This is a genomic window from Pseudarthrobacter oxydans (genome assembly GCF_034258515.1).
Classification (GTDB): domain Bacteria; phylum Actinomycetota; class Actinomycetes; order Actinomycetales; family Micrococcaceae; genus Arthrobacter.
This window is the reverse complement of sequence record NZ_CP139438.1, coordinates 3,808,374-3,829,376: the sequence shown is the minus strand read 5'-3', so window position 1 is coordinate 3,829,376 and position 21,003 is coordinate 3,808,374. Positions and strand designations below refer to the sequence as shown.

The 21,003-nt window shown below is 66.7% G+C and carries 17 protein-coding genes and 1 riboswitch; of the genes, 9 read left to right on the top strand and 8 right to left on the bottom strand.

Translation table 11 applies throughout. From position 1 onward, the window contains the following. The first annotated feature begins 50 nt into the window (after positions 1-50). Entirely contained in the window at positions 51-1,589 is a 1,539-nt protein-coding gene (locus tag SMD14_RS17500) for an alpha-N-arabinofuranosidase (RefSeq protein WP_321214474.1), read from the top strand. Positions 1,590-1,648: 59 nt separating this feature from the next. On the opposite strand, the gene SMD14_RS17495 is transcribed toward SMD14_RS17500, so the two are convergent. Next, on the bottom strand, positions 1,649-1,933 hold the full coding sequence (locus SMD14_RS17495) for a DUF427 domain-containing protein (protein WP_157240896.1): 285 nt from the start codon (positions 1,931-1,933) through the stop codon (positions 1,649-1,651). A gap of 152 nt (positions 1,934-2,085) precedes the next feature. On the opposite strand from SMD14_RS17495, the gene SMD14_RS17490 reads away from it, so the two are divergent. Further along, positions 2,086-2,547, top strand: a complete 462-nt coding sequence (locus SMD14_RS17490) for a RidA family protein (protein ID WP_157240898.1) — start codon at positions 2,086-2,088, stop codon at positions 2,545-2,547. Positions 2,548-2,613: 66 nt separating this feature from the next. On the opposite strand, the gene SMD14_RS17485 is transcribed toward SMD14_RS17490, so the two are convergent. The 4 genes from SMD14_RS17485 to SMD14_RS17470 all read right to left on the bottom strand — a co-directional run bounded on the left by SMD14_RS17485 (position 2,614) and on the right by SMD14_RS17470 (position 7,523). After that, a complete protein-coding gene (locus tag SMD14_RS17485) occupies positions 2,614-3,813 on the bottom strand; it encodes a fumarylacetoacetate hydrolase family protein (RefSeq protein ID WP_321214473.1) in 1,200 nt (399 codons plus the stop codon). Further along, a complete protein-coding gene (locus SMD14_RS17480; RefSeq protein WP_321214472.1) occupies positions 3,810-5,291 on the bottom strand; it encodes an aldehyde dehydrogenase (NADP(+)) in 1,482 nt (493 codons plus the stop codon). The genes SMD14_RS17485 and SMD14_RS17480 overlap by 4 nt, the downstream gene beginning before the upstream one ends. Beyond that, complete coding sequence (locus SMD14_RS17475; RefSeq protein ID WP_157240903.1) at positions 5,288-6,634, bottom strand: enolase C-terminal domain-like protein; 1,347 nt, start codon at positions 6,632-6,634, stop codon at positions 5,288-5,290. The genes SMD14_RS17480 and SMD14_RS17475 overlap by 4 nt, the downstream gene beginning before the upstream one ends. A 163-nt stretch (positions 6,635-6,797) precedes the next feature. Then, positions 6,798-7,523, bottom strand: a complete 726-nt coding sequence (locus tag SMD14_RS17470; RefSeq protein ID WP_321214471.1) for a GntR family transcriptional regulator — start codon at positions 7,521-7,523, stop codon at positions 6,798-6,800. 284 nt (positions 7,524-7,807) lie between these two features. On the opposite strand from SMD14_RS17470, the gene SMD14_RS17465 reads away from it, so the two are divergent. Further along, the gene (locus SMD14_RS17465) at positions 7,808-9,088 is read left to right on the top strand and encodes an MFS transporter (RefSeq protein WP_321214470.1); all 1,281 of its coding nucleotides are present in this window, start codon (positions 7,808-7,810) and stop codon (positions 9,086-9,088) included. A gap of 98 nt (positions 9,089-9,186) precedes the next feature. On the opposite strand, the gene SMD14_RS17460 is transcribed toward SMD14_RS17465, so the two are convergent. Both SMD14_RS17460 and SMD14_RS17455 read right to left on the bottom strand, forming a co-directional pair. Beyond that, a complete protein-coding gene (locus SMD14_RS17460; RefSeq protein ID WP_321214469.1) occupies positions 9,187-10,419 on the bottom strand; it encodes an amidohydrolase family protein in 1,233 nt (410 codons plus the stop codon). Positions 10,420-10,522: 103 nt separating this feature from the next. After that, on the bottom strand, positions 10,523-11,980 hold the full coding sequence (locus tag SMD14_RS17455; RefSeq protein ID WP_321214468.1) for a DUF3100 domain-containing protein: 1,458 nt from the start codon (positions 11,978-11,980) through the stop codon (positions 10,523-10,525). Positions 11,981-12,151: 171 nt separating this feature from the next. Between SMD14_RS17455 and SMD14_RS17450 the strand changes: the two genes are divergently transcribed. The 4 genes from SMD14_RS17450 (at position 12,152) to SMD14_RS17435 (ending at position 16,943) form a co-directional block, all read left to right on the top strand. Further along, complete coding sequence (locus tag SMD14_RS17450; RefSeq protein WP_321214467.1) at positions 12,152-13,639, top strand: amidohydrolase family protein; 1,488 nt, start codon at positions 12,152-12,154, stop codon at positions 13,637-13,639. 185 nt (positions 13,640-13,824) lie between these two features. Then, on the top strand, positions 13,825-15,162 hold the full coding sequence (locus SMD14_RS17445; RefSeq protein WP_157240912.1) for an amidohydrolase family protein: 1,338 nt from the start codon (positions 13,825-13,827) through the stop codon (positions 15,160-15,162). An 83-nt stretch (positions 15,163-15,245) separates the two neighbouring features. Further along, positions 15,246-16,232, top strand: coding sequence for an ornithine cyclodeaminase family protein (locus tag SMD14_RS17440; protein ID WP_321214466.1), 987 nt, complete (start codon positions 15,246-15,248; stop codon positions 16,230-16,232). Positions 16,233-16,274: 42 nt separating this feature from the next. Beyond that, complete coding sequence (locus SMD14_RS17435; protein ID WP_157240917.1) at positions 16,275-16,943, top strand: GntR family transcriptional regulator; 669 nt, start codon at positions 16,275-16,277, stop codon at positions 16,941-16,943. 32 nt (positions 16,944-16,975) lie between these two features. On the opposite strand, the gene SMD14_RS17430 is transcribed toward SMD14_RS17435, so the two are convergent. Continuing rightward, complete coding sequence (locus SMD14_RS17430) at positions 16,976-17,335, bottom strand: VOC family protein (RefSeq protein ID WP_157240920.1); 360 nt, start codon at positions 17,333-17,335, stop codon at positions 16,976-16,978. An 81-nt stretch (positions 17,336-17,416) separates the two neighbouring features. Here SMD14_RS17430 and SMD14_RS17425 point away from each other — a divergent pair, with 81 nt between their 5' ends. Further along, the gene (locus SMD14_RS17425) at positions 17,417-17,716 is read left to right on the top strand and encodes a hypothetical protein (protein ID WP_321214465.1); all 300 of its coding nucleotides are present in this window, start codon (positions 17,417-17,419) and stop codon (positions 17,714-17,716) included. A gap of 167 nt (positions 17,717-17,883) precedes the next feature. Continuing rightward, a riboswitch (glycine riboswitch) is annotated at positions 17,884-17,981 on the top strand. Between the two features lie 160 nt (positions 17,982-18,141). Beyond that, a complete protein-coding gene (gene gcvP, locus SMD14_RS17420) occupies positions 18,142-20,994 on the top strand; it encodes an aminomethyl-transferring glycine dehydrogenase (RefSeq protein WP_157240925.1) in 2,853 nt (950 codons plus the stop codon). The last annotated feature ends 9 nt before the right edge of the window (positions 20,995-21,003 follow it).

The following is a 21,003-nucleotide window of genomic DNA, read 5'->3' as shown; positions in this document are numbered from 1 at the left end:
CAAACCAACGCCACGAAACAGACCTGAACAACGACCAAGGAGTGCTGTACATGTCCCGCGCACGGATCACCCTCGACCGCGACTTCACCATCGGCGAAGTTCCCCGCCGCCTCTTTGGCTCCTTCGTGGAGCACATGGGCCGCTGCGTCTACACCGGCATCTACGAACCGGGCCACCCGGAAGCCGATGACAAAGGCTTCCGGCAAGACGTCCTCAAGCTCGTCAAGGAACTCGGGGCCACCGTCATCCGGTATCCGGGCGGCAACTTCGTCTCCGGTTACAACTGGGAGGACGGCATCGGCCCGCGCGAGAACCGTCCGCGCCGGCTGGACGGCGCCTGGCACACCGTGGAGACCAACGCGTTCGGCCTGCACGAATTCGTCGACTGGTCCCGCCAGGCCGGCACGGAAATCATGGAAGCCATCAACCTGGGCACCAAGGGAGTGGAAGCGGCCCGCGAGATCGTGGAATACGCCAACCACCCCGGCGGCAGCTACTGGTCCGACCTCCGCGCGAAGAACGGCCACAAGGATCCGTTCAACATCAAGCTCTGGTGCCTCGGCAACGAGATGGACGGGCCGTGGCAGATCGGCCACAAGACTGCCGAGGAATACGGCCGCCTGGCGCAGGAGGCCGCCAAGGCCATGCGCTTCGTAGACCCGGACATCGAACTGGTGGCCTGCGGAAGTTCCAACTCGGGCATGCCCACCTTCGGCGCCTGGGAACAGACTGTCCTGACGCATGCGTACGACGAGGTGGACTACGTGTCCCTCCACGCCTACTACCAGGAGCACGACGGCGATGCCGGCAGCTTCCTGGCCAGCGCAGTGGATACGGACTACTTCATCGAATCAGTCATCGCGACTGCCGACGCCGTCCGGGCGAAGGGCAAGCACAAGAAGCACATCAACCTGTCCTTCGACGAGTGGAACGTCTGGTACCAGCGCGGCCGGGACACCGAGGACCAGCTGCGCAACGTCGCCAAGGCCGGCTGGCGCGAGCACCCCCGGCTCATCGAGGACAAGTACAACGTGACGGATGCCGTGGTGGTGGGAACCCTGCTGAACTCGCTGCTCCGCCACGGCGACCGCGTCAAGATCGCCAACCAGGCGCAGCTGGTCAATGTCATCGCCCCGATCCTCAGCGAGGAAAACGGCCCGGCCTGGCGCCAGACCATCTTCCACCCGTTCGCCCGCATGGCCGAGCTGGCCACGGGACAGATCCTGCGCCTGTCCGTTGACTCGGACAAGTACGAAAACGCGCGCTTCGGCGGCACCGACCTGGTGGATGTCAGCGCGACGTGGAACGAGGAGACGGGCCGCGTGGCGCTCTTCCTGGCAAACCGCGGCCTGGAGGAAGCGGCGGACATCGACGTCTCACTGCGCGGGTTTGATGCCCGCCAGGTGGTCCGCGCGGAGGTCCTGGAGATCCCTGAGGGCGGGGACCGTTTCACCGCCAACAGCCAGGACCGCCCGGACCAGGTGGGACTCAAGCCGCTGCAAGGGGCGAAGGCCAGCGGCTCCGAGCTCCGGGCAACGCTTCCGGCGCTGTCCTGGGCCGTGATTGAGCTGGACGTCGCCAAGAACTGACCGGGGCGGCCCACAAGGGAGCGGACGACGGCGGGAACCTCCCGGCGTCGTCCGCTCTGCTAGTGCTCGATGGTCACGCCCCGCCAGAAGGCGATGCGGTCCTCGATCTGCTTGGCGCGCGGCTTCGGCTCCGGATAGAACCAGGCCGCGTCCACGTTCAGTTTCCCGTCCACTTCCAGCGTGTGGTAGCTGGCCCTGCCTTTCCATGGGCAGACCGAATAGAGGTCGCTGTCCCGCAGGTAGCCGGCGTTGACGGCGTCGCGCGGGAAGTAGTGGTTGCCCTCCACCACCACGGTGTCCGCGGATTCGGCGATGACTTTTCCGTTCCAGATAGCCCTGACCATGTGGTTCCGTTCTGTTGGGTGCCGGCTGGACGCAGGCGGCATGCTCGTAGCGATGCCAACGGAATAAGGGGCGCAGTTGTTCCCGGCGGTCTCTGGGAATCCTTGGACCGCTAGTCTGGAAACGGGGCCCGAACACGCTAGGGGATGACCACATGACGCCTGAGCAGAAGCTCGCCGGTGCTGGATTGGTGCTGCCGCCACCGCACCCGCTGGTTGGAACCTTTGCCCTCATCACCCGGCATGCGGATGTCCTCCATGTTTCCGGGCACGGGGCCTTCGCGGACGGAGAGCCGATCCACCGCGGCAAGCTGGGAGCGGACCTTACAACGGCGGAGGGAAAGGAGGCGGCCCGGGCCGTCATGCTTTCCCTGCTCAGCACTGTGCGCGACCACCTCGGCGGGCTGGACCGGGTGGCCCGCGTCCTGAAGGCCGTCATTTTTGTGAACAGCACGCCCGGGTTCACCGAGCACCATCTTGTTGCCAACGGCGCCACCGAGGTGCTGGCCCTAGCGTTCGGCACGGAGCGGCTGCCGGCCCGGACGGCTATCGGGGTCAGCTCCCTTCCGCTGGGCTTCGCGGTGGAAATAGAGGCAACTGTCCAAATCGCCGATTAAAGAAGCGGACGTCTTAAAGAAGCGGACGACGGCGGGAACCTCCCGCCGTCGTCCGCTTCCGGCCGCCTACCGCACCTGGGCAGCAGACTCCTGAAGGGCCCGCTGGTGGTGCAGGTACTCGAACAGCTGCCGCAGCCCGAACGACCATTCCGGCAATTCCTCGGCGCGGCCCACCGGGTTGATCAGCGCACCGAGGTGCCGGCTGCGGATGGTCACGGTGTCGCCCATCTTGTGCGTGAAGCCCTGCCCCGGCTGGTCGCGGTCCTGCGTCGGGGCGAACAGGGTGCCGGTGAACAGTGCGAAGCCGTCCGGGTACTGGTGGTGGCGCCCCCGGGTCGCGGCCACCAGTTCTTCGAACGGCCGGCTGATCCGGGCCACCGAGTTGCGGCCCTCAAGGCAGTAGCCGTCCGTGCCATCGACCCGCAGCAGGATCTCCTCCTCGCGGAGCGTGTCCAGGGTGAAGCCGCCGTCGAACAGCCGGATGAACGGACCCAGCGCGCAGGAGGCGTTGTTGTCCTTCGCCTTGCCCAGGAGCAGGGCGCTGCGGCCCTCCACGTCCCGAAGGTTGACGTCGTTGCCGAGCGTGGCGCCCACAACGGAACCCCCCGAGGTGGCGATCAGCACCAGCTCCGGCTCGGGGTTGTTCCAGTGGGAAAACGACGGGATCCCTACCTGCGCGCCAAGGCCCACCGACGCAAGCACCGGGGCCTTGGTGAACACCTCGGGGTCCGGCCCGATGCCCACCTCCAGGTACTGCGACCACAGCCCTTCCGCGATCAGCACCTTCTTGGCCTCGGCGGCTTCGGGCGAGCCGGGCCGGACCGCGGCGATGCTGCCGCCCAGCGCCTTCGCCACCAGCTCCCGGGTCTGCCTGGCGCGGCTGGCGTCGCCGCCGCAGCGCTCCTCAATCACCCGCTCGATCATGCTGTCCACGAACGTCACGCCGCAGGCCTTGACGACCTGGAGGTCCAACGGGGCCAGGAGATGCGGCCGGGTTGTATCGCGGGCCAGGGACGCCTCGATGAGCTCCGACGCCGACCATCGGGGCACGGTCATGGCGCCCCGGACGGCTGCCACGAGGTCCGGGCGTTCTAGGAGTGCGGAGACCGTTTCGGCCAGGGGCTGGAGGTCATAGACGTCACCGTCCTGGACCGCCACGACGCGCGGGCCGGACGCTTCGACGTCCCAGATCCGGCCGATCAGTAGCGCTCCGGCCGCATCCACCGGAAGGACCGACGACGGTCCAATGGGCCTGGGCGCGTTCACTGGCCGCCGCCCGCCGTCGCCGGCGCAGCTTCCGGCCGCTGCCACTCGCCGTCGATGCGCTGCGGCACCCGCCAGGGGTTGGCATCCTGCACCGGTTCCGGCAGCCGGTCCGCCGGGAAGGACTGGAAGGCCACGGGCCGGAGGAAACGCCGGATGGCAGCCGTCCCCACTGACGTGGTGTTGGACGACGTCGCCGGGTAAGGCCCGCCGTGGTGCTGCGCGTAGCTGACGGTGACGCCCGTGGGCCAGCCGTTCCACAGCACCCTGCCGCTGAGATCGGTGAGCCGGGCGGCAAGGTCGGAGACGTCGTCGTCGGCTTCCGCCTGCAGGGTGGTGGTGAGCTGCCCCTCGAGGAGTCCGGCCAGTGCCGGGAGCTCGGACTCGTCCCCGTACTCCACGATGAGGCTTGCCGGCCCGAACATCTCCTGGCGGAGGATGGACGGATCCTTGCGCACCGCGGACGCCGAGGTGTGCAGCACGGTGGGGGACGGCGCCTCGGCAAAGTCGCCTTCCACCAGCACCTCCACGCCCTGCGTTCCACGGAGACCGCCGACGGCGCCCGCGAACCCCTCATGCAGACGCTCGCTGAGCAGCGGCGCGGCAATGAAATCCTTGAGCGCTTCGTTCAGCGCCGCGCGGACGGCGTCGGTGTGCCCGCGGGGAATGAACAGCAGGCCCGGTTTGGTGCAGAACTGGCCCATGCCCAGGGTGAAGGAGCCCGCGTAGCCGGCGACGATCCCGTCGCGGCGTGCGGCCCAGGCGTTCTCCGTCACGAAGACGGCGTTGATCCCGCCGAGCTCGCCGAAGAAGGGGATGGGCTCGGCACGCGCCGCGGCACGGTTGAACAAGGCGCGGCCGCCCGCCGTCGAGCCCGTGAAGCCGATGGCCTTTGTCAGAGGGTGGTCCACGAGGGCCTCCGCGGCGGACCTTCCGGTCACCAGGGCAAAGAGGCCCGACGGCGCGCCGGCGGCGTCGAGTGCGGCCACCGCAACCTCTGCGGTGCGCAGGGCAAGCTGCAGGTGCCCGTCGTGCGCCTTGTGCACCACGGCGCAGCCGGCGGCAAGCGCCGAGGCACTGTCGCCGCCCATCACGCTGAAGGCAAACGGGAAGTTGGAGGCGCCGAAGACGCCCACCACCCCGAGCGGCACGTTGTAGCGGCGCAGGTCGGGCCGCGGCCCCATGCCCCATTCCGGATCCGCGTGGTCGATCGTGGCATCGAAGTGCTCGCCGCGCCGGATCTCGTCCGCGAAGAGCCGGAGCTGGAAGGTGCTGCGCTTCAGTTCGCCGCGGAGACGCGCCTCCGCCAGGTGGGTTTCCTGTTCCCCGAGGGCCACCAGCACGTCAGCGTCTGCGTCCAGCGCTGTTGCCACCGCCTCCAGCCATGACGCCCGGGTGAAGGGATCCGCCGTCCGGGCCTTTTCGAAGGCGGCGTGGGCCGCTTCGACGACGGCGTCCAGCTCTTCCACGCTGGTGGTCATCGGACGCCTCCCGCCGGGGCGAGCCGGGCCCCGGTGACGGCGGCGCGGTTGCCTACTTCGGCCCAGCCGGCACCGCCCGGGAATTCCCAGCGGGACCGCGAGGCGCTGAGCATTTCGGCGCCGGTGCCGGGCAGCTGCGGGGCAGCGTAGCGGCCGTTAACGATCCGGACCGGCTCGGCGAAGTGCTCGTGCAGGTGGTCCACATACTCGATCATGCGCCCGTCCTGGCTGCCGGTGATTGCCGCATAGTCGAAGAAGGAGAAATGCTGGACGAGCTCGCAGAGCCCCACGCCGCCGGCGTGCGGACAGACCGGGACGCCGAACTTGGCGGCGAGCAGCAGGTTGGCGATGTTCTCGTTGACGCCGGCCACGCGGGTGGAGTCAAGCTGGAGGACGTCGATGGAGCCTGCCTGCAGCAGCTGCTTGAACACAATGCGGCTGGCAACGGCCTCACCGGTGGCAACGCGGACCGGGGCCACGCCCCTGCGGATGTCCGCGTGGCCCAGGATGTCATCGGTGCTGGTGGGCTCTTCAATCCAGTACGGGTTGAACTCTGCAAGCTGGTTCACCCATTCGATGGCTTCGGAGACCTCCCAGCGCTGGTTGGCGTCGATGGCGATGGGAAGTTCACCCACGGCCTGCCGCGCCAGGGCCATGCGGCGGCGGTCATCGTTGATGTCCCCGCCCACTTTGAGCTTGATCATGGAGAAGCCGTCCGCTGCCGCCTGCTTGCTGAGCCGGACCAGCTTTTCGTCGCTGTAGCCCAGCCAGCCGGGGGAGGTGGTGTAGGCGGGGTAGCCGTCCACCTTGAGGGCGGCGATCCGTGCGGCCTTCCCGTCCTCGCCGGCGCGCAGGATGTCCAGGGCCTGCTGGGGGTTGAGGGCATCCCGGATGTGGGTGAAGTCGACGACGTCGACGATCTCCTCGGCGGGCATTTCGCTGAGCAGGAGCCACAGCGGCTTGTTTTCGCGCCGGGCCCGGATGTCCCAGAGCGCACTGACCAGGGCGCCGGCCGCCATCTGGGTCACGCCCTTTTCCGGGCCGAGCCAGCGCAGCTGGGAATCGTGGATGAGCCGCTTGGAGGCGTTGCCAAGGTCGTAGATGAGCTCGTCGATGTCCCGGCCCACCAGGAGGGCTGCATAGGAATCGATGGCGTGGGTGATGACCTCGTTGCCGCGGCCGCAGCTGAACACAAAACCGTGGCCTTCGTCGCCCGCGTCGGTGCGGATGACCACGTACGCGGCGGAGTAGTCGGGGTCGACGTTGACTGCGTCGGAGCCGTCAAGTTCCAGGGACGTCGGGAAGCGGACGTCCTGGGTACGGATGGAAGAAATGGAAGGCATGCTGGTCTTCTCTCTGCACTGGGAGGAGTTCGTGGGCTATTCCTATATGAAGTTTGATAATCATATAGGAAGTGTGAGGCAGGTCAAGTTTTCCGGCGGCCCTGGCGCACAAAAAAAGAAGCCCGGCAGGTTGCCGGGCTTCCCTGTGATTGCTGGCCTGGAGTCACACGATGCGGGTCCTGGGCGGGCCGCCTTCCTCAAGGGGCTCGAGCTCCACTGTTCCCTCGAACGCCTGGGCGAAGCGGGTGAAGGAATTCCTGATGTGCTGTGCCATCGCCGCCTCCGCCTCCTCCGGCCGGCAGGCCTGGATGGCTTCCCGGACGGCGGAATGCTCGGCCATGGTGCTGGCCCCGTCAACGTCTGCCGGGTAGAGGCGGAAGGTATGCAGGTGGCAGTGCGTCTGGGCGAAGGCGTGCCGGACCACAGGGTTCCCGGCTGCGGCAAGGATGGTGTCGTGGAAGCGCGTGTCATGCGCAACGAGGTCCTGCCGCAGGTCACCTCCGCCCCTCATCACGCCCTGGAAGGCGGCCAGTTCTTTCTCCAGCGCCCTGGCGGGGTTGGCGAGCCGGTCCACTGCTGCCGCGCGGGCGGCCCACGGCTCCACCAGCAGCCGGAATTCAAACAGTGACCGCAGTTCGTCCAGGCCCAGCAGGGGAGTGGTGCTGTAGCCGCGCCCGGGGGTGTAGACCACCAGGTTGTCGCCCTCGAGCCGCTGGAGCACTTCCCGGACCGGCGTCTGGGATACGCCCATGGTGCGGGAAACGGCGTCGATGTTGATCCGGGTGCCCGGCTCGATTTCCCCGTTGAGGATTGACGCGCGCATCGCGGAGTAGACGTCGGTGACGGCTGCTTTGATGCGGGAAGTCTCGGACGGTTGACGTGGTGGCACGCGTTTACCTCTTTGCAGTGTGTTGCCGGAGTCGCTGTGGGAATCATAAGCCACCGGCCGGTTCCGGGCGCTCGCGGAAGTTTTTTTTTTGGGGGGGGGGACTTGTCTTGGATCACTTTCTATATATGATTAACCGCATTCCTATATGATCGTTTCCCCAACAAGCGCGCCCCGGCCCTCCTTGTGCCGTGTCGCCCGAAGCCCATGTTTACGTCAAAGGAGACCGCATGACTGCTCTAGGCAGTAGGCTTGCCCCCAAAACTTCCCCCAAGGCTCCCCGCACCATGACCCGAAAACGCTGGATGATCATCTGGCTCGCCTTCATTGGCCTGAGCATCAACTACCTTGACCGCTCCAGCCTTAGTGTCGCGCTGCCGTTCATGGGCAAGGACTTCGAGCTCTCGGCAACCCAGCAGGGCCTGATCTTCGCGGCCTTCTTCTGGGCCTACGACTTCTGCCAGCTGGCCGCCGGCTGGTACGTGGACAAAGTGGGTCCGCGCAGGTCGTTCTCCCTCGCGGCCGTATGGTGGTCCATCTTCACCATGGTCACCGCTGCGGCGACGAACTTCTGGTCCCTTTTCGCCGCCCGGTTCCTGCTGGGCGTTGGCGAAAGCCCCGCCCCCAGCACCGCGGCCAAGGTGGTGGCCACCTGGTTCCCGGTCCGGGAGCGTGCGTTTGCCACGAGCATCTGGGACTCCGGCTCCCGTGTCGGCGCGGTGATCGCCCTGCCGATCGTGACCCTGATTGTTGCCTTCACGTCATGGCACGCCGTGTTCATCATCATCGGCATTGCCGGGATCATCTGGGCCGCGGTCTGGTGGAAGGTGTACCGCAGCCCTGAAGAGCACCCGACGGCGGACGCCGCCGAGATTGCCTACATCCAGGAAGGCGGTGCGCGCAGCGCCGCAAGCGATGACGAGGGCGCCGCCAAGCTTCCGTGGCGCTCGCTGTTCAAGTACCGGACCGTCCTGAGCATGATGTTCGGCTTCTTCTGCCTCAACAGCGCCATCTACTTCTTCATCACCTTCTTCCCGAGCTACCTGGTGAAGGAGCGCGGCTTCGACCTGCTCAAGCTCGGCTTCTTCGGAGCCATCCCCGGAATCTGCGCCGTGCTGTTCGGCTGGCTGGCGGGGTACGTTGCAGACCGCGCCGTCCAGCGCGGCGTCTCGGTGACCCGGGTCCGCAAGACCGCCATCGCCGGCGGCTTGACCGGCGGCTCGGTCATCATGTTCGCTGCGCTGGTGCCCGAGGCCTGGATGGCGCTGGCCCTGCTGTCGGTGGCGTATTCCAGCCTGACGGTCGCAGCAACCGGCATCTGGTCGCTTCCGGCAGATGTTGCCCCCAGCTCACGCCACGTGGGCTCCATCGGCGGCCTCCAGAACTTCGCCTCCAACCTGGCCGGCATCTTCACCCCGATCCTGATCGGCGTCCTGGTGGACCAGACAGGCTCCTTCGTGGCCCCGCTTGCCGTCATCGGTGGGGTGGCCCTGGTCGGCGCCGCCAACTACCTCTTCGTGATGGGCAAGATCGAGCCCCTGAAGGTGGCTGAACCCGCAAAGGTCTAGCGGGAGGATCGCAAAACATCAGCGGACGACGGTGGGAGGTTCCCGCCGTCGTCCGCTTTGCTTTCTCCGTCCGGAAAGCACCAGGGACAGCGCGTGGGTCAGGCGGCCGGTTCCGCAAGGACAACCAAACCGTCGGCGACGAGCCTGCCGGCGTGGATGACGGTACGGTCCGTGCCGCGGTCCATGACGGTGCTGGTGACGGTTTCGCCGTCCACAATAACGATGTCTGCCGTATCTCCAACAGCGAGGCCCGGCCGGTCATCCGGGCCGGTGAGGCGTTGAACCGTCCGGTCCATGATGGCGGCGCCGCCAATGGTGGCGATCGCCGCGCAGTGCTCAATCAGGCGGTCCTGGCGCAGCCGGTGGGTGAAGGCCAGTTGCCAGGTGCGGTCCAGCATGTCGCAGTTGCCGTAGGGGCTCCAGTAGTCCCGTTGGCCATCCTCGCCAAGACCCACGCGGATCCCGGCCGCGGTCATCTGGACCAGGTCGAACTGGGTGCCGCCGCTTGCCGGGGCCACCGTTGCCCAGGCTACGTCCAGTTCGGCCATCTGCTCCATGAGGCGGGCAGTCACATCCGGATGGACGTTGGCCAGATCGTACGCGTGGGAAAGCGACACGCGTCCCTGCATGCCCAGCGCCCGGGTGCGTTCGAAGACAAGTTCGGCGCTGAAGACGCCAAGGTGCCCGGGTTCGTGAAGGTGAATATCGACGTCGGCCCCGTACTTCTCCGCCAGGCCGAACACGATGTCCAGATGGCGGGCGGGATCGCGGTCCAGTTGGCAGGGGTCGATGCCCCCTATCGTCGTGGCCCCCGCACGCAGTGCCTCCTCGAGCAGCGGGACAGTGCCTTCCTCCAGCAGGAGGCCGGCCTGGGGAAACGCCATGATCTCCACGTCTGCAGCACGGGCAAAGCGCTCCTTCGCGGCCATGACTGCCTCGAAGCGCTCAAGCTTGCAGTCCACATCGATCTGGGCATAGGAACGGACGCGCGTGGTGCCGCGTGCAATCATCCGTTCCAGCGTCCCCGCCACCACATCGGGGTAGGGGATGGGGGTGTCGCGCCAGTTCTTCCGGTCATTGCACATCATGTTCCACACCCCCGGCGAACCGGTGTGCTCCCGGAACGGCAGCCCGATCCGGGTCGAGTCAAGGTGGACGTGCACATCCGTGAATGCAGGGAGGGCAATCCGGCCGCGCCCGTCCAGCTTCCGGCCGGAAGCGTCACCAGTTACGGCGCCGGTCCCCACCGTACGGATGGCCGCGATCCGTCCCGCGCTAATTTCCAGGTCTACGGCGTCCCCGCCCCACGGGCGGACATTGGTGATGAACATGGTTGGATCCTTTTGCAGTGCTGTCCCGGTTAAGGGTCTGTGGTGTTAACGGCGGGGGGAAGGCACCAGGCCCGGAGGCCCGCCGCCTTCCCCGCAGTATGGACTAGAAATGGAAGGCGACCTGCGCGATCACTGCGGCGGCAACGAAGCTCGCGGTGAAGGTCATCAGGGCAACGATGATGATCTTCCAGCTCAGTGAGCGGAGTGCCTTCACATCACGGCCCAGTGACATGCCGATCAGGGCGATCATTGGCAGGCCTGCGAAGAGGACGTTGATGTTCTGCGTGGTGGAGGCGATGAAGGGGCCGATGGGCAGGAACGTCGCAGACGCAATCGTTGCAAGGGCAAGGACCCAGATGCTGGACGGAACCGCCGGAACGAGCTTGGCGAGGACCAGGGCGATGGCAGTAAGGACCAGCAGGATGGTCACGCCGACCACATCCAGCGGTCGCATTGAACCCGTGCCCAGCGTGTTCAGCAGGATGCCTGCCACTCCCGTCGCGGCGAAGGCGGTGAGCCACGTCCTGGGGGAACGGAGAACAGTGGGGTCCGCTTCGATGCCGTTGACGTCCACGGTGTCAGTGACGGCCGGCTCATCCGCTTCCACAGCGGCCGCGCCGGAGTGCGCGTGCGCGGATCCGCCTGTTTTGCTACCGGCTGCGGAGCCAAGGAGAGCGCCGCCGCGGACACGGCGGCCCAGATCGTCCCGCCCGAAAATGCGGGACCACATCGTGTAAAGCTTCTGGCACATAGGCAGCGCGATGAAAACGCCGGCGTAGAAGCCGACGATGTTGGTCACCAGATTGGACAGGGCAGCAAGGGCCATGATCTCGCCCGCCATCTCCGGATACAGGATGGACAGGGCACCCACGCCGCCGAGCATCATGGAGGCGGACCCGAGTCCAAGACCCAGCGCGAGGGCCCGCGGGTCAAAGAAGTCCAGTCCACCCAGAAGGCCCGCCAACAGCGAGATGAACACGGCACCGAATACACTGCCCAAAACCCACACCGCGAATACGCCGCGGTACTCGGGCGAACGGACGCCAAAGCGCTGGATCGCGAAAGCAAGGTAGGACTCGCGGTCAATCGACCACGTCGCACCGATGGCTGTGCGGCCCAGGCCAAGCGCAACCGCGACCGGCAGTGCCAGGATCACTGTGCCCACCACATGGCCCACCTCCTGCAGCAGGATCGCGGGACCGATGTTCGTGAACTTCGTCAAGGACGGCCCGATCTGCGTGCCGAGGCCCGCGAGGAAGAACACGATGGAGACATCCATGAGGTGGGTGGACACCGCACGGGCACGCCCGCCGATTGGTTTCCATCTCTGGACTCCCAGGAAGCCGCCGATGAGCACGGTCCACAGGATTGGCATCAGGACAATCGCGGCGGGGCCGAGGTGGAATTTATGGGTTCCGATCATGATGGCCGCGGCACAAACGGCGGTGGAGAGCGCGATCATTGCGAACCACAGGGCGGGGCGGGCACGGAAAGTATGCGACGGTACCGCGTCCACTAGGACGGATGCGGTGCCGCCTGTGGTCTTCGCTTCATTGCGCATGACGCAGGCCTTTCGAGGGGGAACGGGGAGGAGCGAGCGATATACAGCCCAGGTTTCGGGAATGTCGCTCTGGTATACCAAAAGACTGTATACTCGTACCCAGTGAGAGGCAAGTCACATTTTTGTAGGCGCCCGGAACCCATGCCCGGCGCCCAGGTGCAAGGAGTCACGATGTACACGAAAATCTCCGCCCGGTACGTTCTGGGTTTTGATGGAAAACAGCACACCCTCATTGAGCACGGCGAAGTCGTGTTCGAAGGTGCTGTCATCGTCTTTGTCGGCCGCGGCTATGACGGTCCCGTCGATGAGGAACGCGACTACGGCAAGAGCCTGGTCATCCCCGGACTGATTGACCTGGATGCGCTCGCCGACATCGACCACCTCATCCTCGACTCGTGGCCTTCGCCTGAAGTTGCCGCCGGCCACTTGTGGTCCGAGAACTACTTCGCCAACAACCGCCGGGATGTGTTCAGCCCGGCTGAACGCGCCAAGGTGCGGGAGTTCGCGCTGGCGCAACTGGCACTGCACGGCATTACCACCTATATGCCGATTGCCTCGGAGATCCACAGCTCCTGGGCCGAAGGGCTCGATGAACTGGTGGACATGGCGCGGACCAGCCGTCGGATCGGACTCCGGGGCTACCTCGGGCCGGCCTACCGGTCGGGGGTCCACGTCACCACTGCGGCGGGGGACCGCGAAGTCCACTTCGATGAGGCCCGCGGGGTTGCCGGGCTGCAGGACGCACAGGATTTCCTGGACTTTGCGGCTGACCTCGCGGACCCGCTTATCACGGGCGTCCTGCTCCCGTGCCGGATTGAGACCTTGTCCGAAAACCTCATGCGGGAGACTGCCCGGATTGCCCGTGAGCGGGACGCCCTCGTGCGGCTGCACTGTCTGCAATCTCCCCTGGAAGACGGGCTGTTGCTGCGCTCTGCCGGGCGCAGCGTGCTGGAACTTCTGGAATCCACGGGCCTTTTCGGCACCCGCCTCCTCATTCCTCACGGCGTGGTGATTGACGCCAGGAATCCTGCTGCGGCGGCCGCCGGAGGCCCGTTGGACCTGCTGGCCAGGCACGGCGTCAGCATTGTCCACTGCCCCTTGACGTCCTTCCGCTACCAGAAGCAGCTTGTGTCATTCGACCGTTTCCGCGAGGCCGGCGTCAATCTCTGCCTGGGCACCGATTCCTTCCCTCCGGACCTGATTCGGGGCATCGACGTGGGGATGCACCTGACCCGGCTGGTCGAGGAAAGGCCCGACGCAGGCGCCCTGGCTGACTACTTCGACGCCGCCACCCTCGGCGGGGCCACGGCCCTTGGGCGGCCGGACCTGGGAAGGCTTGCGCCCGGTATGCAGGCGGACATTACGGTAGTCTCGCTGGCCAGCTTCGCAGATGGTGTCGTCGAGGACCCGCTGCGCACACTCGTGCTGAACGGCACGGCCCGCCAGGTGACCGATACCTTCGTGGCCGGGCGTGCCGTCGTCGTCGACGGCGCCCTGCCCGGCCTGGACCTCGAGTCCCTGCGGGCCGAGGGGCAGCAACTGTTCGACCGGATGCGGGCAGCCTACTCCGAGCGGGACAGCCGGCGCCGGGACCCTGATGAGCTGTTTCCGCCCGCGTATCCGCCAGCGGACATCGTCGCTCCGGCAGGCGTTTCCTAACCTGGCTCCGGCAATTCGCGTTCACGACCACGCTAGTCCTTGGTATACCAGTGGGGCTATTGTGAACGCATTCGGGGCCACCAGTACGTAGGGGGCGAAGCTCGACCGCCCCCGCCAATCGCTTGACATTGACCCGTCCACGGACCCCGCGCTTCCGCCGCAGGGCTCATCCCTTTGGAGAAACCATGTGCTTGCACGACCACACCCCCGCCGCCCTCCCTTCCCCGGCCGTTCCGCGCCGTGGGATCCTCGCCGGAGCAGCCGCCCTCGCCGGGATCTCGGTGGCCAGCCTTGCCGCCCAGCTGGGAAATGCCCCGGCGGCGAAAGCGGAGGGCAACACGGCAGGCCCCGGCCGCCGTGGGCGTCCCGCTTCGCCGCCGCCGATGATCATCGAAGGGGGCACCATCGTGGATCCCCAGACCGGCGACGCTGTCTATGACGGAGTCCTGGTGCTGGAAGGAGGAAAGGTCAGTGCGGTCGGTACCCGGGAGGAAACGCGACGTGCAGTGGCCGCGCTTGCCGGGCGGGCACACGTGGTGGACGCCTCCGGCCGCTGGGTCATTCCAGGACTCATCGACGTGCATGTCCATGCGAACGCGCTGTCGGATGCGCGCGCCATTCTGCAGGGCGGAGCAACCAGCGTCAGGAGCGGCTCGAGCAGCTTTTACCAGGACGTCGCCTTGGCCGCCCTGCCTGCCTGGGCCGCCGGAGCCTCGCCCCGGATGAGCCCTGCCGGGCTGTTCGTCTCACCCGAGCTGGGGGACTCGCTCCTCGCCGACCCTGACCTTGCACCCCTTGCCTCCCTGGCTGGCGGTGTCAGGGAAACGGGCGATCTCGCCTACCTCACGCGCGTGAACCTGAACCGCGGCGCGCAGGTGATTAAGACAAGGGCCAACCCCCGGGCGGGCCTGCCGGAGCAGGATCCCCGTGAGCTGGTCTACAACTACGATCAGCTCTCCGCCGTGGTCAAGGCGGCAGGCAAAGCGGGGGTGCTGTGCCATGCCTACAGTGCCGAAGGGATAGACGGCGCGGTCCGGGCAGGGGTGCGCAGCATCGAGCACGGAGTCTTCGTCACCGAAGAGACCATCTCCCGGATGTCCAGGCAGGGGACGTACTTCACGCCCACCATGGATGCCATCACCAGCATGGCGGGTTCGTCCAACCCAATCCTTGCCGCCCGGGGCAAGGAGTACACACCCATCATCAAAGCAGCCGTGAAAGCCGCCCATGATGCCGGCGTGACCGTCGTTGCGGGGACGGACTCGTTCGGATCCGACGTGACTCCGATCGGCACGGAAGTCCGCCTGTTGAGTGAGGCCGGGCTTTCCCCCCTGGAAGCCCTGAGGGCCGCCACGGTCAATGCCGCCGCGCTGCTGGGCTGGAGTGAAAACGCCGGCCGGCTGGTGCCCGGTTCCTTCGCGGACGCCGTCATTGTGGACTCTGATCCCCTGTCCAGCGGCTCTGCCTTGGAAGGAATCCGGGCCGTGGTGGCGCAGGGAGTCCTTGTCAGGAACAGCCTCTGAGCCACCGTGCCTCTCAGGGCGGGGTTTCCCCGCCAACCCTGACCGCCCAAGCTAACGCCCCCTTCCATTCCGAAAGCGACCCCATGACCCTGATCCTTAAAGCCTCCGAGCTCGAAACCCTGGCCGATATGCCCGGAACCATTGCCGCCGTCGAACGCGTCTTTGCCGGCCTGAGCCGAGGTACCGCTGTCCAGCCCGCGCCGGATTCGCTCCTCCTGCCGTCGTCGGATGCCCGGTTCCTGCCGATGGCGGCGCTGTCCGGGCCGGAGGAGCTGGCATCCGTGAAACTACTGGCGGACATCCCGTCCAACGGTGGGGCCGGCCTGCCCTCGCAGCGGTCCACCATCATGCTCGTAAGCCAGCTGACCGGTGAAACACTGGCCATCCTGGACGGTAAAGTCCCCACCCGGGTCCGTACGGCCGCTGCCAGCGCGGTGGCGACGAAGCTGCTTGCCAGGCCCGGGAGTGCCACCTTGGGGTTGGTGGGGGCGGGGGCCCTGGCGGTGGCACATGTGGAAGCCATGCTGGCCGTCCTGCCGATAAAAAATGTCGTGGTGTGGTCCCGTTCCACTGAGACGGTCGCTGCGTTCTGTGACCGGATTTCCTCATACGGGCTGCACATCACGCGGGCCGCCAGTGTGCAGGAAGTTGTTGAGAACTCGGACGTGCTGTGCACCCTCACGCCAGCGGTTGAGCCGCTGGTCAAGGGGGAGTGGTTCCAGCCCGGACTGCACGTCAACGCCGTCGGATCCCGTCCGCGGCCTGACCACCGGGAGATTGACTCAGCGGGTATGGCGCGGGCGCGGGTCTTCGTGGACAGCCTGGCCACGGCCCAAGCGAAGTCAGGGGGACTGATCGTCCCTGTGGCTGAAGGCGTCATGGGCTTTGACGATGTGGAAGCCGAACTTGGTGACGTGGCGGCCGGGACAAAAGCAGGCCGTCTGGGGGATGAGGACATAACCTTGTTCAATTCGGTGGGTATCGGCCTGCAGGACCTTGCCATCGGGAGGCTCCTGTATGACGCTGCCCTCAACCAGGGGGTCGGCACCCGCGTGGAGCTGAATAACTGAGGCAGCCCGGAAGCAGGGCACTGGAACCAACAGGAGGCATCTTTGAGTACCCAGGCGGACGCACCCGCGTCTTCGGCTGATGCTACCCGTGCACGGATCCGGGAGTTGATCATCTCGGGTGACTTCGCGCCCGGTTCACGGCTCAGGGAACGCGAGCTGTCACAGGCCCTGGACGTTTCCCGGGTCCCCGTCCGCGAAGCCCTCCAGCAGCTGGAAGCCGAAGGTTTCATTGACACCTCGCCACGGCGCGGGGCCACCGTCAAGCAGATCACCCTGAGGGACGTCAATGAACTCTTTGATGTCCGGCTCAGCCTCGAGGTCCTCGCCGCGCGGCTCGCCGCCCAGGCCGCCGCCCGGGGTGAGTCCACAGCGCGCCTGCAGCACATGATGGACAAGGCCGAAGAAGCAACCCTGCGCCACGACCACACGGAGATCCCGCTCATCAACACGGCCCTGCACGCGGAGATCGTCTCGATGGGAGGCAACTCGCTGCTCGAGTACTCCATGAAGCCTCTGCTGGGCAGGATGCAGTGGCTCTTCACCCTGACCGGGCACCGTGATCCCCAGGTCCAGTGCGCGGAGCACCTGAGCCTGTGCCGGGCCATCTATGACGGCAAGGCCGAACTTGCGGCAGCGCTGGCGTTCGCCCATGTGGAGCTGGGCCGGGAACCATCACTGCAGGGGCTGGCCGGGCAACTGCCTGAAAACTGACCCGGCCGGAAGTTCAAGGTTCGACGGCGGGGCTACCGCGGACTTTTGTCAACGACGCAGAACCTGTTGCCGTCGGGGTCGGCGAGGACCACGAAATCGGGGTTCTCCGGGTACAGGTCCCAGTCGACGCGCTGGGCGCCGAGTGAAACCAGCCGTTGCACCTCGGCGCCCTGATCGTCCGCATACAGGTCCAGGTGAATGCGCGGGTGCTCCTGGACCGGCGTTTCGCTGAGCATGAGGGCGAGCTGCGCTCCCGGGCCCGAAGCCGGCACCAGGATCACCCAGGTTTCGTCCCCGGGCTCCTGCGGGACGTAGCCGAGGGCGGCGTGCCAAAAGGCGGTTGCGCGGGCGACGTCGTTGACGCCGAGGACGGTGCTGCCGATGGTCAACATCCGCCCAGCCTAAACCCGCTGCCCGGAGCCTGTCTTGCCCCTGAGCCGGACGCCGGGGGCGGCCCGGCTAGACTCGCCTGCATGGGGGACAACAACGCACCTGAAGACCGCAAAACTCCGCCGCCTGCCCGGGCTCTTGCCGCCGTCGTTCCCATCGCTGGCCTTGTGACGGTAGTGGCGGGGTGCCTCGTCGCATGGAGCAACGCGGACGCCAGCTTCGGCTGGTTCGCCTACGCGCCGCTGAGCAACCAGCTTTTCAGCGGCAGCGGCATCGCCTTGGTTACCCAAGGTACACAGATCGGCCTGGCCGTCGCCGTCGTCGGACTGCTCGTCCTGGCGTTCTGGGCGGGGTACCGGCTGGGCAGGGAAGCCTCCCGCTAGAACTTCCGGAAGCTTCCTAATTGCACTGTCTCCGTGCACCTGATGCCTTCGAGCACGTCCGGCGCGTCCCGCCGTCGTAAGCCTGCCTTGGAAAGACGCGGATTTTGCATCCAGCCCCATAACCCGGTAAGGTGTGAGCCGTGTCACCGACCAGTGGCACGTGCTTATGATCTGCGGCGGGAGAGTCCTGCCGGTACGTTCTGCAGGCGCCGTAGGAGCAAATCCTCCCCAGGAATCTCTCAGGCCCACGTACCGCCGCGGCAAGGCAACTCTGGAAAGCAGTCCGGGCAACCGGGCTCACCGACGGTGCAAGTGGCGCCCCGCTGAACGGCAGGGCAACGCAAAACTCTCAGGTCCAATACAGAGCGGGGAGGAACCCGAATCAAAGTGGCACCGGTTGCCACCTGAATTATGGAGTTCCTCTCATGACGGTTCAATCGTCCCCAACCACCTTCGCAGACCGCCATATCGGCGCGCGCCGCCAGTCCGACATCGACACCATGCTCAAGGCCGTCGGCTACGACACCCTTGACGGCCTCGTGGACAGCGCAGTTCCGGATTCCATCCGCCAGGACAAGCCGCTCACCCTTGAGGGCGCCCTCAGCGAAGTGCAGGTCCTCGCCGAGCTCCGCAAGCTGGCTGGCAAGAACAAGATGGCCGTGCAGATGATCGGCCAGGGCTACTACGACACCGTGACCCCGCCGGTGATCCGCCGCAACATCCTTGAAGCCCCCGCCTGGTACACCGCCTACACCCCGTACCAGCCCGAGATTTCCCAGGGCCGGCTCGAGGCGCTGCTGAACTTCCAGACCATGGTCCAGGACCTCACCGCGCTCCCGGTGGCCAACGCCTCCCTCCTCGACGAAGCCACCGCCGTCGCCGAAGCCGTGCTGCTGATGCGCCGCGCCAACAAGTCCAAGACTGCGAAGGACGGCAAGACCGTCCTCGACGCCGACCTCCTGCCGCAGACCATCGCCATCGTGCTGGGCCGCGCCGAAGCCCTGGGCTTCGAGGTGGAAATCGCAGACCTCACCAACGGACTTCCCGACGGCGACATCAACGGCGTCGTCCTGCAGCAGCCCGGCGTCTCCGGCCGCGTCTGGGACCAGTCCGCCGTCATCGCCGAAGCCAAGGAGCGCGGCGCGCTGGTCACCGTCGCTGCCGACCTCCTGGCCCTCACCCTCATCACCCCGCCGGGCGAGCAGGGCGCGGACATCGCCGTCGGCTCCACCCAGCGCTTTGGCGTGCCGTTGTTCTTTGGCGGACCGCACGCCGCCTACATGGCCGTCCGCGACGGCATGGAACGCACCCTCCCCGGCCGCATCGTGGGCGTTTCCAAGGACAACGCCGGCGTCCCCGCCTACCGCCTGGCACTGCAGACCCGCGAGCAGCACATCCGCCGCGAGAAGGCCACGTCCAACATCTGCACCGCCCAGGCGCTGCTGGCCATCGTCTCCTCCTTCTACGCCGTCTACCACGGCCCCGACGGCCTGAAGGCGATCGCCGAGACTGTCCACAACAACGCCCGCGCCCTGGCCGCCACGCTGAAGACCGCCGGCCGCGAACTGGTGTCCGACACCTTCTTCGACACCCTCACGGTCAGTGTTCCCGGCAAGGCCGCCAAGGTGATCACCGCCGCCGAAGCCCGCGGCATCAACCTGCGCCTCATCGACGCGGACACCGTTGGCGTGTCCGTTGATGAAACCACGACGCCGGAGGTCCTCGCCGCGGTTGCCGTCGCCTTTGGCGCCGGTCCGGTTGTGTCCGGTGAGGGCTTCGAGCTGCCCGAATCGGTGCTGCGCACCTCCAGCTACCTGCAGCACCCGGTGTTCAACACGCACCGTTCCGAGACCCAGCTGCTGCGCTACATCCGCCGCCTCTCCGACCGGGACCTGGCACTGGACCGCACCATGATCCCGCTGGGCTCCTGCACCATGAAGCTGAACGCCACCGCCGAGATGGAAGCCATCTCCTGGCCGGAGTTCGCCTCCATCCATCCGTTCGCCCCCGACTCCCAGACCGAGGGCTGGCGCGAACTGATTGCGGGCCTGGAAGCCGACCTCGCCGAAATCACCGGCTACGACCAGGTATCCATCCAGCCCAACGCCGGCTCCCAGGGCGAGCTCGCCGGCCTGCTGGCGATCCGCGGCTACCACCACTCCCGCGGGGACCAGCAGCGCAACGTCTGCCTGATCCCGGCATCGGCGCACGGCACCAACGCCGCCTCCGCCGTGCTCGCGGGCATGAAGGTTGTGGTTGTTGCCACCGCTGCAGACGGCACCATCGACCACGCCGACCTGCAGGCCAAGATCGAGGCCCACAAGGACGTCCTCTCGGCCATCATGATCACGTACCCGTCCACGCACGGCGTGTACGACTCCGATGTCCGCGAGGTGTGCGACGCGATCCACGCCGCCGGCGGCCAGGTGTACGTTGACGGCGCCAACCTGAACGCACTTGTAGGCCTCGCCCAGCCGGGCAAGTTCGGCGGCGACGTCTCGCACCTGAACCTGCACAAGACCTTCTGCATCCCGCACGGCGGCGGCGGACCCGGCGTCGGCCCGGTTGCTGCCAAGGCACACCTGGCACCGTTCATGCCGGGCGACGCGAACAAGGCCGCCCATGAAGCCGGGCATGGCGTCGCGATTTCCGCTTCGCGCTTCGGCTCCGCCGGTGTGCTCCCGATCTCCTGGGCCTACGTGAAGCTGATGGGCGGGCAGGGCCTGACCGAGGCCACCAAGTCCGCGCTCCTGGCTGCGAACTACGTCGCAGCCCGCCTGGACGAGCACTTCCCGGTCCTCTACACCGGTGAAAGCGGCCTCGTTGCGCACGAGTGCATCCTTGACCTGCGCGAGCTGACCGCCCGCACGGGTGTTACGGCCGAGGACGTGGCCAAGCGGCTCATCGACTTCGGCTTCCACGCCCCCACGCTGTCCTTCCCGGTGGCGGGCACCCTGATGGTGGAGCCCACCGAGTCCGAGGACCTCGCGGAGATCGACCGCTTCATCGAAGCCATGATCACCATCCGCAAGGAAATCGACCAGGTGGCCGCCGGCGACTTCACCGTTGAGAAGTCCCCGCTGCGCAACGCACCCCACACGGCCGCCGCCGTCGTCTCCTCTGAATGGGACCGGACGTACCCGCGCGAACAGGCCGCCTTCCCGGTGGCATCGCTCCGGCAGGACAAGTACTTCCCGCCCGTCGGCCGCATCGACGGCGCGGCAGGGGACCGCAACCTGGTCTGCTCCTGCCCGCCTCTTTCCGAGTTTGAGAACTAAGGATTCCGT